Source organism: Campylobacter sp. 2352 PW (genome assembly GCF_024723575.1).
GTDB lineage: Bacteria > Campylobacterota > Campylobacteria > Campylobacterales > Campylobacteraceae > Campylobacter_D.
Genome location: NZ_JANQCX010000013.1, coordinates 1 through 17,313, shown reverse-complemented (window position 1 = coordinate 17,313; position 17,313 = coordinate 1). Strand labels below are relative to the sequence as shown.

Below are 17,313 nucleotides of genomic sequence, written 5' to 3'. Positions count from 1 at the left end.
CTTAGTTGTTAATGCATTTGAATTTGAATTCTTTGATTAAAATTATTATTTCCTCTATCTTTTGGGCTATTATGTTCAAAACGATAACGCATACTACCTGAAACATTAACATCTTGGAAAATTTCATCTAAAGGCGCAGAATTTGACACACTTATAAGCCCTAATAAAAATACAAAAAATGCTATAAAAATCTTTTTCATTATAAAGCCTTTGTAAAAATATGATACAATTATAGTCTTTTTAAATAACTACAAAATGAAATTTTTAGGAAAAATATGAATTTTTTACAAAACTTAGCTCTTTCTTACTCACACAAAGCTATGCAAAAATCTTTAGAGAATGGTTTTGATGTGAAACTTTTAAAAGAAGGACAAGAAAAAAAAGTTAATCCAAAAAAATCTTATATGCTTTATGCTCACATACCATTTTGTCATACTTTTTGCCCATATTGTAGCTTTCATAAGTATTATTACAATGAAGATTTAGCAAAAAGATATTTTGAAAGTTTAAGAGAAGAAATCAAACAAGTCAAAGATAAAGGATTTGATTTTACTTCTATGTATGTGGGTGGTGGTACTACTTTAATCAACGAAGAAGAGCTTGCTAAAACTTTAGAACTTTGCAAAAAATTATTTAACATCAAAGAAATTTCTTGTGAAACCGATCCAAACCATATTGACCCAAAAAAATTAGAAATGTTTAAAGGGCTTATAGATCGTTTAAGTTGTGGTATACAAAGTTTTGATGATGATACTTTAAAAAAAGTAGCAAGATATCATAAATTTGGTTCAAGTAAAGAACTTCAAGAAAAACTTTCTAAAGCCATAGGCGTGCTTCCTATTATGAGTCTTGATTTGATTTTTAATTTTCCTTCTCAAACTAAAGAGCAATTGCTCAATGATTTAGAAATAGCCAAGAGTTTAAAACCTCAACAAATCACAACTTATCCTTTGATGAAATCCAATTTAACCAAAGATAATATCGCAAAAACTTTAGGAGTAAGTTTTAAAGATAATGAATTTGAGTTTTATAAAATCATTGTAGATTTTTTCAAAGATTATGAAAGAAATAATGCATGGTCATTTTCTTTAGAAAAAAGTAGCTTTAATGATGAGTATGTAAGTAGCCATCATGAGTATTTAGGCGTGGGAAGTGGGGCTTTTAGCTTTTTAGATGGAGAACTTTTAATCAATGCTTTTAATTTAAATGATTATTCTAAACTCATCAAAGAAAAACAAAATGCAAATATTGCTAAAGCTAATTTTGGTAAAAAAGAAATCATCAAATATGTCTTTTTAACCGAAATGTTTACTGGTAAAATCGAAATTGATAAATTTAACAAAACTTTAGATTGTAATTTAGAAAAAGATCTTTTTATCGAACTTTTAGGCCTTAAACTAAGTAAAGCTATAAAAAAAGAAAACAATACTTTATATACAAGTGAATTTGGACGTTATTTGTTTATGGTCTTGATGAAAGATTTTTACACCGGTATGGATTTAGTGCGTGCTGTATTTAGAGATGATAAACGCTTGCAAGATAAAGAACGCATTAATATCATGCAAGAAAATGTTGATCCACTTGATTTTAAAAGTATGGAGTTTAAAGGATAAAAAGCCTTAAAAAAGGCTTTTTACTAAAACGGTCTTACCACCATCATAATGGCGATGATTATAAATAATATCGTTGGAATTTCATTATAAGCTCTAAAGAATTTCCCACTTTTTTTGCAAGTATCATTTTGAAGTTGTCTATAATAATAATAATTTTGCAAATGGTAAATGATCAAAAGTAAAGCACAGGTTAATTTAGCATGCATATATCCACCTACCATTAACACATCTTTATTGGCCATCATCATTAAACTTCCAGTGATTGCAGTAGCTATCATAGCAGGAGTTTGGATATAAAAATACAATTTTCTTTCTTGAATTTTCACCACTTCCACAAAGCCTTTATTGTCTTTATGCTCTGTGTGATAAACAAAAAGTCTTGGCAAATAAAACATTCCAGCCATCCATGAAACAAAAGCCAAATAATGCACCATTTTAATCCATAAATACCATTCATTCAAAAAATCTAACATTTTTCTCCTTTTTTATTAAAAATTTCTTTTATTAAAATCAAAGCTACGCTAATGTTAATCATCACATCAGCAAAATTAAACACAGCAAATTCAAACCACTTATGCCAAAATACAAAATCCACTACACCTATATGCACAAAGCGATCAAGTAAATTTGAACACCCAGCAGATAGCATAATGGCAAAAGCGATCAAATGTGTTTTAAGAAACTCTTTTTGATAAAGTAAATACCCAAACAAAGCCAAAATAAAAACAAGCTGTATGTATTTTAAATACTCTCCTAAAAATGCAAACATTGAAAAGGCCACACCGGTATTATAGGTTAAAACTAAATCAAAAAATTCACCCTTATACTCAAGCCCTTGTAAAAACAAATACTTACTTGCTTGATCTAATATAAAAATCAAAGCAAAAACAAGCCAAAATTTTAAAGGCAGGATTTTAAGCATTCAACGCTTTCATAAAAAAGCTTTCAACAGCTTTCATTTCTTTTTCTAAAAGCTTAATGTCTTTTGCTTCAAGCAATAAGCGTATTAAATTTTCTGTACCTGAATACCTAAACAAACTAGCAATTCCTTTTTTTTCTAAATCTTTTTTCAACTCATCTAAACCTGCAAGCTTGCTTAAGTCTTTTTTCTCTGAAATTTTAAGATTATGCAAAAGTTGTGGGTAAGGCTTAACTTGATTTAAAATTTCACTTGCACTTTTTGCTTCACTAAGCATTAAAGCACTAAATTGCAAAGCAGCTACCAAACCATCTCCGGTTTTTGCATAGTCACTAAAGATAATATGTCCGCTTTGTTCACCGCCAAAATTTCCACCGCATTCTTTGAGTTTTTCAAGCACGTATTTATCACCTACATTACAAGTTTCATGTGTGATTTTATGTTTAGTTAAAAACTCTTTTAAAGCACCATTGCTCATTATAGTGCTAACTACACTTGATTTTAGCTTGCCTTGTTTTTTCAAAAATAAAGCTAAAACACCCAAAAGACTATCTCCATGAGCTACTTCGCCTTTTTCATCCACAACAACCAAACGATCTGCATCCCCATCAAAAGCAAAGCCCACATCTGCTCTAAATTTCTTTACTTCCAAAGCTAAATTTAAAGGATGCAATGCTCCACAATTTTCATTGATATTTAAACCATTTGGCTTATCATTGATCACAATTACATCTGCACCAAGTTCTTTAAAAACCGTTGGTGCTACCTTATAAGAAGCCCCATGAGCCACATCTAAAACAACGCGTAAAGACTTTAAAGTCAGCTCTTTAGGAAAAGAATTTTTTATAGAAACAATATATCTTCCTATCACATCATCAATTCTTTTTGCTTGACCAATTTGTGATTTTGTTGTTCTTGCTTCTTCTATGAGTTTATCATTAAAATAAATTTCTTCTATTTTTGCTTCTGCTTGCTCATCAAGTTTATTTCCATGTGCATCAAAAAATTTAATGCCATTATCATAGTAAGGATTATGCGAAGCTGATATCATAATACCTGCATCACAACGCATATCTTCAGTTAAAAACGCAATAGCAGGTGTTGGCATAGGACCTATTTCTATAACATTATAACCTATAGAAGTAAGTCCTGAAACGATAGCATTTTCTATCATATAACCGCTTCTTCTTGTGTCTTTTCCTACCAAGATATTATTTGTAAGGGCTTTGTCTTTAAAATAAATTCCAGCAGCCATAGCCAAACGCATAGCTAAAAACGAATCCAAAAATTCCCCTGCTTTACCGCGTACTCCATCTGTTCCAAAAAGTTTCATTTTTTTACCTTTGATTTTAAATAGTGCAATTATAAGAAAAAAAGTTAAGTAATGTATAAATGTGAGAATTTTATAAGCATTAGTTAGTAATAAAAATATATAATTTTTAAAATTTCACTTAAGGAAAATGAATGAAAAAAATCATCGCAGGTGTTGTAGTAGTTGTTTTATTAGTTATAGGGTTTTTTGTCTCAGCTTCTTACATTAACACTATCAATGGAAAAATATTTGCTCAAATGAGCCAAGATACAGCATATTATAGTGTTGAAGATGCTAACTATACCAAAGGACTTTTAAACTCCAAAGGAAGTTTTATAGCTACACTAAATGACTTGCCTTATAGTTTTAAAGTGAATGTAGATTTTTCTAATAATTTTTTTGCAAGTAATAATGCCATCGTTTCTATTTTAAATGAAAATGAAGACTTAAAAGGCATTTTCCCAAATGAAGAAATCTTTAAAATCTTAGTTAGTGCAAAAGGTGGAGACATTAACATCAATGCAAAAATAAACGATATTAATTTCACCCGCAATGATACAAATTTAGTTTTAAATAATACATCTTTTAAGATTACAGGTTCTGAGGAATTTGTAAAAAATATGGAGCTTAATCTAGGATATGTTTTATTGGAACAACTATCTCATGAAGAAAAATTAGAAGCAAAAAATATCAAAATTTCTGAATTTCCTATACAAAAATTAAGTTTTAATGATATCTTTAGTCCTAGTAGAAATAGTGAACAAAATATAAGCATTGATAGTGCTAATTTTATAAGTTCTATTGCTTTTGACTTTGATAAATTAAAAATTTTTGCAAAAACAGCTCAAAATGCTCAAAATGATTATGATAGTGTTTTAAAACTAGATTTAGCTAAATTTAACCTTGCAAATGAAAACTTTATGCTAAATAACATTAACTTAGATATGAATTTTAACAATCTTTCTAAAAAAGCTTATGATAGCTTAGTGCAAAATTCAAACACTGATATTTTTTCTATGATGCTTTTAGCAAGTCAGTTTTTAAAAGCAAACCCTCAAATCATCTTAAATAACCTAAGCTTTGAAAAAGAAGGTAAAAAATTTGATGCAAATGGACAAACTATTTTCACTGAAAATAATATAAAATCACAATTTCACACAAACACTGAAATTCTTCCTAGTCAAATTTGGCCTGATTTTGCAAATTTTGATACTTATTTTGTAGATAATAATGGCTCGTATGTGCTTGATTTTATCTATGATGATTCTAATAAAAGTGATGTTACAACTATCATTAATGGTGAAAGACTCATCATAGATCCACAATGACAAATTTAAGCTTAACTTTTCGTCCTAAAACTTTAGATGAGGTTTTAGGACAAGAGAATTTAGTAGAAATTTTTAAAAAATTCATACAAGTTTCAAAACTCCCTCATAGTGTATTTTTTGGGCCAGCAGGTTGCGGGAAGACTTCTTTTGCAAGAGCAATAGCGTATGAGTATAAACTAGACTTTTATGAGTTTGATGGAGGAAATTTTAAACTTGAAGAGCTTAGAAAAATACTAAGTAATTATGAAAATTCTTTATATAAACCTTTGATATTTATTGATGAGGTACATAGGCTTTCAAAAACCCAACAAGAAATGCTTTTAATCCCTTTGGAAAATCAAAAATGCCTTTTCATAGGTGCAAGCACTGAAAACCCTTATTTTACTTTAACTTCAGGCATAAGAAGCAGAAGTATGCTTTTTGAATTTAAAGGTTTAGAGTATAAAGACTTAGAAAAACTTGCCACAAAAGTGCAAGAAAAACTCCAATGTAAAATCGATGATGATGCCAAAGACTTTTTAATTACTTCTAGTGCAAATGATGCAAGAAGTTTTTTAAATTTATGTGAGTTTGCTTTGGCTTTAGATAGCACTCATATCACGCTTAAAACTTTAAAAAAATTAAGAACAAATGTTTTAAGCGATGGTACTTCAAGTAAAGACACACACTATAAACTAGCTAGTTCTATGATAAAAAGCTTAAGAGGAAGTGATGTAGATGCGAGTTTATATTATCTTGCGAGGTTGATTGATGGGGGTGAAAGTGCGGATTTCATCGCTAGAAGATTAGTGATATTTGCAAGTGAAGATATCTCAAATGCAAACCCACAAGCACTTAATCTAGCCGCAAGCACACTCATAGCAGTAAAAAACATAGGCTATCCTGAAGCTAGGATCATCTTAGCTCAGTGTGTGGTATTTTTAGCAAGTTCGCCCAAGTCAAACTCAAGCTATCTTGCTATAAATGAAGCGCTAAATTATGTACAAAAGAGCCCTGCATTAAAAATACTTCCTTATCTTGATAATAACAACCCGCAAAGAAAAAACTACCTTTACCCGCATGATTTTGGAGGTTGGGTTAAGCAAAGATATCTAGAAAAAGACTTGAAATTTTATCATAGTAAAGGCATAGGTTTTGAAGCACAGCTAGATTTATGGCTAAACGATATGAAAAAAGTTAAAAAGTGATTTTAAGCACAACGTAAAAATATTTTTATATAATTTTCATTTTTTGGTTCCGTAGCTCAGTTGGTAGAGCACCACCTTGACATGGTGGTGGTCGTTGGTTCAAGTCCAATCGGAGCCACCATTTTTTATTTCTTTCGATTTCTTTAATTTCCAAAAAATGCTTTCAAAATGCTATATATAAACAAACTAAATGATCTCTGATTTCAATTAATTTCTTTTGTGTTATAATTATTTTCAATTAATTAAGGTCATTATTAGGGTTCTTAAAACCTAATAGGGTTCTTTAAAGGAAAATAATGGCAAACATAGCAAAACAAAGCTTACAAGATAAAGATATTAGAAATTTAAAACCTAGTGATAAACGATACAAAAAAGCTGTAGGTAATCCAAAAGAGCTTTATATTTTTGTATATCCTAGTGGCCAAAAGACTTTTAGTATTAAAATTAATGACAAATACACAAAACTTAAAGAATTTAGAGAAGGAATTTATAGTGTAGCTGAAGCTAGAAAAGAAGCTATTCAGTTTTTAAAAGAATTTGAAAAATGTAAAGATATACGATTACTAAAAAATGGAAATGATAAATATAAGTTTAAAAACTTATTTATTCTTTATATAGATCAAAAACAAAAAAAATGTCTTAGCGATAGCTATGTTAAAAAAATTATACAAATTGTAGAAAAATATCTCATGCCAAGTTTAGGAAATTTAGATGTAAAAAACATAAAATATAGTGATTTATTATCTATATTTAATGCTATTTATAATCCAAATAATCCTTATACAAGTAGGTTAGAAACCATACACCGTTTAATCAATCATGTTCAGGGTATTTTTAGAATAGCCTTAAAAGATAGATATATTGATTTTGATCCTAGCGATGGCTTAAAAGATAACTTTGCTTCCTCTAAAAGATTTCAAAACAACCATAATATAGATACAAGATACCCTGCCTTAATTCAATCAGAAGATTTAAAAGAATTTATTCAAGATCTAAAGCAAGATAATAGAATGGAAAAACAAACAAAAAGGGCTTTGTATTTACAAATTCTTAGTATCAATAGACCTTTTAACACTGCTAGTGTAAAATGGGCTAATATTGATTTTGAAAAACAAATTTGGACTATACCAGCAAATGAAACAAAAACAAAAATTGCACATGAAATTCCACTTACAAAAACAATGATTAAGGTATTAAAAGAGCAATTTTTATTTAGCGGAGAAATTAGCGATTTTGTTTTTCCTGCACAAACCATACAAGGACATATTAATAGAGATAGCATAGGTAAAGCCATTAAAAATTTAGGAGGTAAAAATAAATGGCACAAGCGAGCTAGTTCTCATGGTTTTAGAGCTACATTTAGAACTATTTGCTCTCAACATAAGGCAGAGCTCTTAAAATTAAATATTAGCGAAGAAGTTATTGAAAGCGTTTTAGCACATAAAGAACTTAATCAAATAAAATTTTCTTATGAAAGAGAAAAAGCAACCATCATTCAAAAAAGAAAACTTTTACAATGGTATGATGATTATTTAAATAATTTAGAATTTTTAGGAATATAAATATATTATATTTTATTTCTCATAATTATTTTTATACTCTTTTTAATTTCGTTAAAAAGAGTATAAAACCTTATATTACAGAACTTGAAATAGATTATAAAATTTTCTTTTTACTTTCTGTAGGAAAATTATCCATAAAATCAAATTTTTTAGATTATCAAATTTTTAGAATGTTTAACATAATTTTTTTAAATATTCAATACTTCTTTACCTTATAAAAGCTTTCCTAACTCATTGTAAAGCTTAAGAATTCTAAGCCCTTTATTCATTTCTATCTCTTTAGTAAATAAATCATACTTCAAAATAAAATTTACCTTTTATAATTGCTAAAATGTCTACACAATCACTAAATTCGCTATTATAAAATTTTATTTCTTCTCCACTCATAGTTTTAAGTATTATTTTATCAAACTCATGAAAATATTGAACTATAAGAATATTTTCTTTGTAATTAATGATGATTTTATCTCCATTTTCAGCATTTTTATTACTTGATACAACTAAAATATCACCATTTTTTGCATAAGGCTCTAATTCATTATGTTTTACTTTTAAAAAACACAAATCAAAATATCCCATACCATCAAATAAATGATTTAAAAATAATGATTTTATATTAAATGTTTCTAAATATTTTCCATCTATATAGTTTTTAACTCCATCACATATAGCACAAATACTTTCTTCTATTTTCTTAAATTCAAGTTTTTTACTTATATCTATATTGTATTTTTTAAAGGCCTCACTTAGCGTCATATCAGAATCAAAGTATTCAAACCCTATCCCTGTTGCTTGCAAAATTTTCCATTTTGCACCTTGAGTAATGGAGTTTACATTGTTTTCATAAGAATTGATGCTACCTTTCGTAATACCTACTTTTTCTCCAAATTCTCTTTGGCTTAATCCGTAAGCATTACGCAAATCTCTTAATTTTTCACCTATCGTTTTCATAAAATATATTCTACAATAAAATAATTTTAAAGAAAATAAAAAAATTTAATGATAATTATTGACAATTTTTAGAAAATAAATTATTATTTTATGAAAATATAAAGGATAGTACATGCAAATTATAGAACCAAAAAACAAAAATTTTTTAACCCCTAAGCAATTAGAATGCGAATTTGGAATTAGTCTTAGTAAACAATATAAAATGCGTATGCAAAAAAATCAAAATCAAGCTAACTCCTTGCCTTTTATTAAATTAGGAAAAACAATTCTATATAAAAGAAGTGAGATTGAAATATGGCTAGATAAAAACATGGTCAAAGGGAATTTATGAATTCTATAAAGAGCAACAAGCTACTACTTGATATTATTTTTGAAAAGAATTTTAAGCAAGTAAATATAGAAAAACTAGAAAATATTGATTTTGAATGGTTGATAGATAGTTTTCTTGTAAAACAGTCTTTAGTAATGTTTTATGCTAGTGCAGGAAGCGGTAAGAGTTATTTTATGTTATATTTAAGTAAATATCTACTTGATAATAACAAAGTAGATCGTATATTTTATTTTGATGGTGACAATAATGAAAGAATATTGAAAGAACGAAAAGGAAGTGAATTTTTAAAAAGTTCAAATTTTTATTATTTTTTTTCTAACAATACAAATAAGTTTAGTCTTTTTAGAGATTTAAAAAAAGCTAAAGATTTAAAAAACACATTAATTGTAATTGATAGCATTAGAAATTTTATTCAAGATGATTTTAATAAAGACTTTACAATGATTAAGGTTTTTGATGAATTGCAAAAAATAAGAGATAATGGAGCTACTATTATTTTTCTGCATCATCAACCAAAGCAAAAACCAGATGAAAATAATAAAGCCTACAAAGGTGCAACAACTTTTTTAGATAGTGTGGATGAAGGATATTTTTTACATAAAAAAGATATTAAAACAGACGAAGAGTTTGTCATTCTTTTAGAACCTCAAAAAAGAAGATTTGCTACAAAATCTCAGGCATTTAAAATAAACACATTAAATTTAGAATTTGAATTTGTGGATTATTTAGAATTTGCAGAAAATCATAAAACACAAATTACCCTTAATCTCGTTAAAGAAATTCTTAATGAAAACAAAAATGGTATTTGTCAGCAAGATTTAGCAAGTAAAATCAAAAAGAAAATTGAACAAGATTATGTAGAAATAGTAGGTAGAAATGCTTTATGGAAACTGCTAGATAAATATAGAAACATTTATTGGAGTATTTTTTATGAAGCACAAGAAAAAGGTGGAAAGAAGAAAATTTTTAAGATATTATAATTAATCTTAATTTGATAGTTCTTTAAGCAAGGTTATAAAATTACTTATACTCAAAATTATAATATTGATTTTCAAAAAAATGCTACATACTAGCAATTCTGATATAATGCATCAAACGCACCTATATTTTAATAAATTTACCCACTAATTTCCTTTTAAATTTAAAATAAATGCCAAAATCCCATATTATTTCAGATCTCACAGCCAAATATTCAGAGCTTCAAGGATAAATCAGCCATCAAAAAACTAGTAAAAACACTCACAAATGAGCTTGAAACTATGAGCAAGACCATACTAATATTTGAGCCAAACTTTAAGCTCAACGAAGTCAAAGTCAAAAGAATTAGAGTCATTTCATAATTTTAAGTGTGGTGAACCAACTAATAAAATTTTAGAATATCTTAAAATCAAGCCTAGTACAAAAGAAACATAATAAAACAAGATTTTCACACCTATGATATTATCTAAACACCCAACTTTTCGCTTACTTTGTGATTACCTTGCCAGTACATTTGAGATAGATTTAGCAAGGCATTTGTCTAAAATATCTTTAAAGATAGTGCCATTATCAAGTCATCTAATATCCTCTATAACTTATATCATTTGCATAGCTTGAAAGATATAAAATGCTTAATCTATGTATGTAGCTTTCTAAATCTAGCATTATAGCTCTCTGCTTGATTATTTTTCGCTACCACTTCCCAATATACTCTACTGCGTGATTTACTACTTTATGATCATAATAAGCCGATAAATCGCTATATCCTACATTTTCATTAATATACACTTCACTTCCATACAAAGTATACTTACGAATTATGTTGTTTTATGACAAAATCATTTTCGCTTTTTAGCACAAATACTCTACTCTTGCTAGCCCCACTGCCTAGTTTATATCTTTGTCGAAGCGATATGATCACTCGCTTATTTGACTTAAAAGTCTTTCGCCCATCTATCTTATTATATATATATTATTTTTTGGTCTTATGTAGTTACCCATATATACTCCGTTTATCTCACAAATACCACTAAACAGCTCATCACTTTGGTAATTAATAAAGCTTTCACAAAGTTTATAAAGTAATACAAACGTCATTTTAAACTGCACATCTAAATCACTGCTTAGTCGAAGTTGAGATGCCTTTAGCAGTATTTACAAATAGCACGATAGCTGATAATAGCGTTTGAAGTGGTAGTTTATGAGCGTGCCACTTGCTGCAATAAATCTCTTTTGATACTCATTGTATTTATACTCATTTCTTATAGTAATAAGATAAATTTTATTCACATTATCACAATACAGATATATAGGATTGCCATTATACAACCTAATATTTGCAAACTTCCTTAACGCTTTATTATCACTCATTTTAGCTATTTTTTAGAAGTAATAACTTTCTAGCATTTGATGATAGTAAGAAACATTGTGCCATTTTATCATTTTAGTGTATATTATTTATTTTTATAATGTTAGTATTATATATGTATTAAATAAAGCTAAAAATATATACATATAAATGTAATAAATTTAAAATTTTATATATTTTTTATGATTTATAATGTATAATCTTACTCTAAAAGAGGAAGAATATGAAACTATCACAAATAATTCATAAAATTCATAAACTAATTGAAGCAAAAGAGTTAAAAAATATTACTAAAAAAGAGATGGCAAATAGGTTAGGCATATCAGAGCGAACCTATATAGAGTGGCTTAGAGAAACAAATGAGCCTATCGCCATGAAAGCAATGCTTGATATGTTATCGCAATTAAAAGATGATGATATAATTCAGGTTGTTAGAGAATGGAAGCAAGAAATAAAAAGCAAGAGTGGTATTTAATGAGATATTTAGGTTCAAAAATACTTTTGTTAGACAAAATATCTAATTTTATTCCAAAAAATACACAAACCTTATGTGATATTTTTGCAGGAACTGCTAGTGTTGGTAAATATTTTAAAAAAAGCTACAATTTAATATCAAACGATATATTATATTTCTCTTTCATATTGCAAAAGGCTTACTTGCAATTATATGAAGAGCCAAAATTTTCAAAATTTATAGCTTATTTTAATGACCACCCCATTAACTACTTTAATGAGAAAACTAGCTCTTACAATTTTTTGGATAAGCCGTTTATATATGAAAATTATTCGCCAAATGAAAATTGTCAAAGGTCATATTTTAGCGTTGAAAATGCTTTAAAAATTGATTATATTAGACAATCGATAGAGCAATTTTTAAAAGATGAAATAATAAATCAAGGCGAATATTATTATTTACTTGCTTCACTTATTGAAGCTGTTTCATTGGTTTCAAACACAACTGGAACTTATGGTGCATATCTTAAAATTTGGGATAAGCGTAGTCTAAAACCATTAACGCTGTCTTTATTAGATATAGATTTTTACAGAAAAACGAACAATTTATGTTTTAACGAAAATAGTAATTCCTTAATAGATAAAATAAGCGGCGATGTCTTATATATAGATCCCCCCTACAATTCAAGACAGTATGCACCGAATTATCACATTTTAGAAACTATTGCTAGATACGATTATCCTAAAATAAGCGGTGTTACGGGTATGCGAGATTATACGAGTTTAAAATCCAATTTTTGTATAAAAGCAAAAGCTGGATTAGAGCTGGATAATTTAGTCAGTAGAGCCGATTTTAAACATATAATACTAAGCTATAACAGTGAGGGCATTATAAGTGAAATGGATATAGAGAATACATTAAAAAAATATGGCAAAGAAACAACTTATAAGTGCGAAAAAATACCATATAGACGCTATAAAAGCAATAAAGAAGCAAAAAATGATGTCAATGAATTGCTTTTTTACATCGAGAAATAGACATAAAGGTATAAGATGTTTTACAATTACATAGATGAAAAATTTATTACAAATCTTTTAAAAAAGAAAAAGATTGAAAATTGCAATGAAATTTTAAATGAAATTGAGAAATCGGTAAAGGATGTTGTTGCGACAAAAATAAAAGAATATCAAAATAAAAATAGAATTAAAAAAAATGATGAAACAAAAATAAAATATAGAGCAATAGAAGCACTAAGCAAAGAACAAATCAAGACGCTCCCAAGTTGGGTAAAAGATGATATAGAAAAAGCCTATGTTCTAGGCGAAAATAAAAATGTAGTTATAACAAGCGATGGTAAAAAATATAACTTACAAAATAAATTAAATGACCTTAGTGGCGGCGAATGGACTTATTTTTTAAATTCAGTAATCTTAACAAAATATTTAACAAAAGGCGATGATAGTTATGCCTATCACATAAGAAAAATACACCCATCGCCAAAACCACCACAGTTAATGAGAGATATAATTAAGTTTTTTACAAAGGAAAATGAACTTGTTTTTGATTTTTTTGCAGGTGTGGGTGGAACATTACTTGGAGCTAGTCTATGCGATAGGAAAGCTGTTGGAATTGATTTGAACCAAAAATATATCAACGCATATCAAGAAGCAAATAAATATCTTAATTTAAAAGAGCAAATATTTATTTGTGGAGATAGTTTAAAAATTTTAAAAGATGTAAAACAGATAAATAAAATTTTTAATAACAATAAAGCCTCGTTAATATTGATTGACCCGCCCTATGGCGATATGATGGCTAAAAATAAAACTGGCGAAGCTAGAAAAAAAGGCAAAGATATTTCCCCAACACCCTTTACTAATATGGAAGTGGATTTAGGAAATATGGATTGGGATAAATTTATATTGAATTTTAAGGAAAGCATAAAAGATAGTTTAAAATTTTTGAAAGAAAAAGGTCATATTGTTGTTTTTATAAAAGATATGCAACCAAACAAAGAAAACGCAAATTTACTTCATGCAGATGTGATAAATGAATTAAATTCTCTAAAAAACCTTAAATATTTAGGAACTAAAATTTGGGCAGATTTAAATGTAAATCTATATCCTTACGGCTATCCATTTGCATTCGTTGCAAATCAAATTCATCAATATATTATGGTTTTCAGAAAGGAAAAAGCGTGAAAAGTAGTAATTTATGGATATTGACAGAGGAAAGACCAAAACGAGAGGTGTTATTTACAATAATTAAGAAATTTGCTGATGATAATGGAATTTCTTTTTTTGTGGAACAGAATATATTTATTGTGCCTACTTTATGTACAAATGGAAATTTTGCTTTTAAATATGCAATATTAGGAGTTCATTCTCCTATTATAAAAAATGTATTTTTATGTGTGGTATCTGGAAATTCTAGCTTTACGGATTTTTTAATTTTTTACCAAGATAATATACCTAATCCTTTACAAGATACACCACTTTATGCTATTGAGGAAACAAAAACGAGCGATTATGAGAGTAGAAATACAGGTGTTTTTCAAAGGGCTTCTAAGTTTGTGTTTATTGATTTGTATTACAAAAATATTAAAAAAATAATGCTTTATTCTATAAGGATAGGACAAGATAAAAAACCAACAAAAACAAATATATTTGGAACGAAATGTTTGGCAACACTTGGCGTTCAAATTTTAGGAAAATCATTAGATGACGATACAATTTCACCATTTACTGATATTGATGAGCTCATAGAATTTAAAAATTCTATGAGATTGCCACCAAAAGGCAATATACCTATTCTAATTAGAAAAGTAGAAAATAAAATTACAATTTCAGGCAGATTGGAAAAAAATGGAACATTATCTCACGATCCCAATATAGGTGCTTTAAGTTTAATATCGGCTACACTTAGAGCTTTGGGTTATGTGGGCAAAATAGAAATAACTTCGCACAATCTTTCACAAAATCAAGTTGGCAGAGGTAACAAGTTTGTTTCAATAGCAAATTTGCTTGGTATTTCGCTAGAAAACATTGATTTACCGGCAATACAAAACAATGATAGTTATTGGCGCTATGAAACGCAAGGTGAAAAAATAGCTACAATATTTTTGCATTTAGTTGTAGAGGAATTTACAAGAGCAAGAGCTATATATGAAAATCACGCGGGTTGTGAAAGGGGTTATTTTATAACTCAAAATAATGAAAATTTAACTGTTGAAAAATATGAAAATAGAGATGAATACAAAAATGGTAATGAAAACGCAAGAATTTTTATACCCGATTTGGTATTGGCAGACTTTGATAGGAAACAGATAATAAATATTGAAGGCAAAAAATTTATAAAGGTTCAATGCGGTATAGACGAGCTAGAAAACTATGATGCTTTTGAAAATTTATACATCAAAAAGCATTATGAAGATTATAAAATTATAAGAACAGTTGTATTATTTGGTGGAGAAATTAATGAAATATCGAATTTGAGTTTTCCTAAGATAAATTTTAATGACATACCAAAAATAGGCTTTGTTCTAACAAAAAATGGTAAGACAATTTTACAAATACACTCTCCAAAAATTTTTGGAGAAGCGATTTTTCATTTGCGTTCATATTATGGATTAAATAAGTTTTGTGTGCATATTATAGATTAAATAAGTCAAGTTAATTTTTTAGGTGTGTTTGCTACATAATATAGCAAAACATTTGTCAAAAATTAAACTTAAAAATTAGCATCACTTATTTATCATTATTTGGATAGCATAGACGATTAACTCGGAGGCGGAAGTAGATTTAACAAAAGGGTACAAAGTTTTAATGAAAACTATGATATTTTATAGACGAGAAATTATATTTAGGGTAATCAATTTGTTTACATTCTCAACAATACTTATCTAGTACCAAATCACATAAATACCATAAATACTGATTGGAATAGGAGTGTAACACCTTTATTTAATAACCATATAAATTATATCAGCAAAACAACTGATAATAACAGAGACAAAAATATATAAGCTTTCATGGAACACAATATATATTAAAAAACAAAAAAATAAAACATTAAATGAAATAATTATAAACTTACAAAATAGTAGAAGTATATTATCAAAATTACTAATAAAAAGCGAAAAATATTAGGAATTTATATGACTTGATATTTTTAAATAAAATAAATTAAAATATTATTTAAGATCTCTTTTATAACTTAATATATTCAAAGTTATACCTATATTATCTTAATAATATATAAATTAGAGCTTATTTTATAAAACAATCACTTCTTAAATTTATTATCTAATAAATTACTATTCATTTATTGAGTAAAATCATGATATTTATTTTGTGAAATTATAATAAAAATACATAAGATAATTATTTAAAATATTTTTAGATATACATAAAAATTACAAATCATAAATTAAAAAAATTAATCTCAAAAAAACATTTTTTCTATGAGCCTCGCAGAGAATATTTTGTTATTTACTTAAAAAATGGTGTCATTTTTTGGAGTAAATAGCTATCCTGCTTTTACTAAAATTTTCATCTTAATTTTTATATTTATAAGACAAAATATTTTATACTTGTAATTAAATAAAAATCAAAAAAAGGAATGTTATGAATTTTAATTATCCAAATATAAAAAGACTAGAATCTATTTTAAATGAAACATCATTTCATCAAATTTATAATTTATGGATAAATAAACAAATTTCTCACTATGCTTTAAAAATATTAGAAAGATGGGCTGAAAATTATCCAAATACAATCAAAACTTTAGGAATGTCAGATCTAATGACTTTGGTATTACCACAGGAAAAAATGGAAATTGAAATTTTATCTAGTGCAAATTCAAAAAAACAAATAGAAAATGGTTTAACTACTATGGAAATATTACAAGAAGCAGAAATAGATTTAAACTATTATATAAAAACAAATCCTCAACTTTATTCTCCACTTTTTCAAGAAACCATGCAAGAAGATAAAGTACAAAAACTAGAAAAAAATATTAACGATGACTACTGGAAATTACAAACACAAATCATGGATTTACAACATGAAATAAAAGATTTAAATTAGTTAGTAATTTAGAACTATCAATAAATAAATCACAGAATGCATAAATACTTAAAAAGTATGTATTGTAATTAATATAATACTACTATAAAATGTAGCTTTATTCTCTTTTTATAAAAATTAAAAAGAGAATAAAAAGAACCAAAAAGAAAAATAAAAAATTTTCTTATTAAATTATCAGGATAAAAAGTTATAATAATCTCATCAGAGGAGGATAGTGGCGGG

The 17,313-nt window shown here is 27.2% G+C and carries 16 protein-coding genes and 1 tRNA gene; 12 read left to right on the top strand and 5 right to left on the bottom strand.

The features are described 5' to 3' along the window. Positions 1-8 precede the first annotated feature (8 nt). Complete coding sequence (locus CAMP5121_RS06830) at positions 9-200, bottom strand: mini-MOMP protein (RefSeq protein ID WP_039627274.1); 192 nt, start codon at positions 198-200, stop codon at positions 9-11. Positions 201-275: 75 nt separating this feature from the next. On the opposite strand from CAMP5121_RS06830, the gene CAMP5121_RS06825 reads away from it, so the two are divergent. Continuing rightward, positions 276-1,613, top strand: coding sequence for a coproporphyrinogen III oxidase family protein (locus tag CAMP5121_RS06825; protein WP_263679321.1), 1,338 nt, complete (start codon positions 276-278; stop codon positions 1,611-1,613). Between the two features lie 23 nt (positions 1,614-1,636). Here the strand turns inward: CAMP5121_RS06825 and hemJ are convergent, their stop codons facing one another. Genes hemJ through glmM form a run of 3 tightly spaced genes read right to left on the bottom strand, consistent with a single transcriptional unit; the run spans position 1,637 to position 3,865 of the window. Further along, the gene (hemJ, locus tag CAMP5121_RS06820) at positions 1,637-2,086 is read right to left on the bottom strand and encodes a protoporphyrinogen oxidase HemJ (protein ID WP_263663669.1); all 450 of its coding nucleotides are present in this window, start codon (positions 2,084-2,086) and stop codon (positions 1,637-1,639) included. After that, a complete protein-coding gene (gene lspA, locus CAMP5121_RS06815; protein WP_337215175.1) occupies positions 2,080-2,535 on the bottom strand; it encodes a signal peptidase II in 456 nt (151 codons plus the stop codon). The genes hemJ and lspA overlap by 7 nt, the downstream gene beginning before the upstream one ends. Next, positions 2,528-3,865, bottom strand: coding sequence for a phosphoglucosamine mutase (gene glmM / locus CAMP5121_RS06810; protein WP_214116308.1), 1,338 nt, complete (start codon positions 3,863-3,865; stop codon positions 2,528-2,530). Before glmM ends, lspA begins: the two co-directional genes overlap by 8 nt. Before the next feature lie 131 nt (positions 3,866-3,996). Here glmM and CAMP5121_RS06805 point away from each other — a divergent pair, with 131 nt between their 5' ends. The 4 genes from CAMP5121_RS06805 to CAMP5121_RS06790 all read left to right on the top strand — a co-directional run bounded on the left by CAMP5121_RS06805 (position 3,997) and on the right by CAMP5121_RS06790 (position 7,921). Further along, positions 3,997-5,172: a DUF945 family protein gene (locus CAMP5121_RS06805; RefSeq protein ID WP_337215174.1), complete on the top strand. Its 1,176-nt coding sequence runs from the start codon at positions 3,997-3,999 to the stop codon at positions 5,170-5,172. Continuing rightward, the gene (locus CAMP5121_RS06800) at positions 5,169-6,359 is read left to right on the top strand and encodes a replication-associated recombination protein A (protein ID WP_337215173.1); all 1,191 of its coding nucleotides are present in this window, start codon (positions 5,169-5,171) and stop codon (positions 6,357-6,359) included. Before CAMP5121_RS06805 ends, CAMP5121_RS06800 begins: the two co-directional genes overlap by 4 nt. 45 nt (positions 6,360-6,404) lie before the next feature. After that, positions 6,405-6,480: transfer RNA gene (locus tag CAMP5121_RS06795), tRNA-Val, on the top strand. Between the two features lie 175 nt (positions 6,481-6,655). Continuing rightward, a complete protein-coding gene (locus CAMP5121_RS06790) occupies positions 6,656-7,921 on the top strand; it encodes a tyrosine-type recombinase/integrase (RefSeq protein WP_337215172.1) in 1,266 nt (421 codons plus the stop codon). A 291-nt stretch (positions 7,922-8,212) separates the two neighbouring features. Here the strand turns inward: CAMP5121_RS06790 and CAMP5121_RS06785 are convergent, their stop codons facing one another. After that, positions 8,213-8,872 (bottom strand): helix-turn-helix domain-containing protein, encoded by a 660-nt coding sequence (locus CAMP5121_RS06785; RefSeq protein ID WP_002871903.1) that lies wholly within the window; start codon positions 8,870-8,872, stop codon positions 8,213-8,215. 112 nt (positions 8,873-8,984) lie between these two features. Between CAMP5121_RS06785 and CAMP5121_RS06780 the strand changes: the two genes are divergently transcribed. The 7 genes from CAMP5121_RS06780 (at position 8,985) to CAMP5121_RS06750 (ending at position 17,091) form a co-directional block, all read left to right on the top strand. Then, the gene (locus CAMP5121_RS06780; RefSeq protein ID WP_002871904.1) at positions 8,985-9,203 is read left to right on the top strand and encodes a helix-turn-helix domain-containing protein; all 219 of its coding nucleotides are present in this window, start codon (positions 8,985-8,987) and stop codon (positions 9,201-9,203) included. Further along, complete coding sequence (locus tag CAMP5121_RS06775) at positions 9,200-10,183, top strand: AAA family ATPase (RefSeq protein ID WP_337215171.1); 984 nt, start codon at positions 9,200-9,202, stop codon at positions 10,181-10,183. The genes CAMP5121_RS06780 and CAMP5121_RS06775 overlap by 4 nt, the downstream gene beginning before the upstream one ends. Before the next feature lie 1,590 nt (positions 10,184-11,773). Further along, complete coding sequence (locus CAMP5121_RS06770; RefSeq protein WP_337215170.1) at positions 11,774-12,025, top strand: helix-turn-helix domain-containing protein; 252 nt, start codon at positions 11,774-11,776, stop codon at positions 12,023-12,025. Beyond that, a complete protein-coding gene (locus CAMP5121_RS06765; protein WP_337215169.1) occupies positions 11,989-13,041 on the top strand; it encodes a DNA adenine methylase in 1,053 nt (350 codons plus the stop codon). Before CAMP5121_RS06770 ends, CAMP5121_RS06765 begins: the two co-directional genes overlap by 37 nt. Positions 13,042-13,056: 15 nt before the next feature. Then, on the top strand, positions 13,057-14,205 hold the full coding sequence (locus CAMP5121_RS06760; RefSeq protein WP_337215168.1) for a DNA methyltransferase: 1,149 nt from the start codon (positions 13,057-13,059) through the stop codon (positions 14,203-14,205). Then, positions 14,202-15,665, top strand: a complete 1,464-nt coding sequence (locus CAMP5121_RS06755) for a hypothetical protein (protein ID WP_337215167.1) — start codon at positions 14,202-14,204, stop codon at positions 15,663-15,665. Before CAMP5121_RS06760 ends, CAMP5121_RS06755 begins: the two co-directional genes overlap by 4 nt. 964 nt (positions 15,666-16,629) lie before the next feature. Continuing rightward, positions 16,630-17,091, top strand: coding sequence for a hypothetical protein (locus CAMP5121_RS06750; protein ID WP_047208733.1), 462 nt, complete (start codon positions 16,630-16,632; stop codon positions 17,089-17,091). Positions 17,092-17,313: the final 222 nt, after the last annotated feature.

Bases quoted from the DNA above. Each gene is read 5' to 3' on its own strand.
- CAMP5121_RS06830 (WP_039627274.1), bottom strand. From the start codon at position 200: ATGAAAAAGATTTTTATAGCATTTTTTGTATTTTTATTAGGGCTTATA.
- CAMP5121_RS06825 (WP_263679321.1), top strand. From the start codon at position 276: ATGAATTTTTTACAAAACTTAGCTCTTTCTTACTCACACAAAGCTATG.
- hemJ (WP_263663669.1), bottom strand. From the start codon at position 2,086: ATGTTAGATTTTTTGAATGAATGGTATTTATGGATTAAAATGGTGCAT.
- lspA (WP_337215175.1), bottom strand. From the start codon at position 2,535: ATGCTTAAAATCCTGCCTTTAAAATTTTGGCTTGTTTTTGCTTTGATT.
- glmM (WP_214116308.1), bottom strand. From the start codon at position 3,865: ATGAAACTTTTTGGAACAGATGGAGTACGCGGTAAAGCAGGGGAATTT.
- CAMP5121_RS06805 (WP_337215174.1), top strand. From the start codon at position 3,997: ATGAAAAAAATCATCGCAGGTGTTGTAGTAGTTGTTTTATTAGTTATA.
- CAMP5121_RS06800 (WP_337215173.1), top strand. From the start codon at position 5,169: ATGACAAATTTAAGCTTAACTTTTCGTCCTAAAACTTTAGATGAGGTT.
- CAMP5121_RS06790 (WP_337215172.1), top strand. From the start codon at position 6,656: ATGGCAAACATAGCAAAACAAAGCTTACAAGATAAAGATATTAGAAAT.
- CAMP5121_RS06785 (WP_002871903.1), bottom strand. From the start codon at position 8,872: ATGAAAACGATAGGTGAAAAATTAAGAGATTTGCGTAATGCTTACGGA.
- CAMP5121_RS06780 (WP_002871904.1), top strand. From the start codon at position 8,985: ATGCAAATTATAGAACCAAAAAACAAAAATTTTTTAACCCCTAAGCAA.
- CAMP5121_RS06775 (WP_337215171.1), top strand. From the start codon at position 9,200: ATGAATTCTATAAAGAGCAACAAGCTACTACTTGATATTATTTTTGAA.
- CAMP5121_RS06770 (WP_337215170.1), top strand. From the start codon at position 11,774: ATGAAACTATCACAAATAATTCATAAAATTCATAAACTAATTGAAGCA.
- CAMP5121_RS06765 (WP_337215169.1), top strand. From the start codon at position 11,989: ATGGAAGCAAGAAATAAAAAGCAAGAGTGGTATTTAATGAGATATTTA.
- CAMP5121_RS06760 (WP_337215168.1), top strand. From the start codon at position 13,057: ATGTTTTACAATTACATAGATGAAAAATTTATTACAAATCTTTTAAAA.
- CAMP5121_RS06750 (WP_047208733.1), top strand. From the start codon at position 16,630: ATGAATTTTAATTATCCAAATATAAAAAGACTAGAATCTATTTTAAAT.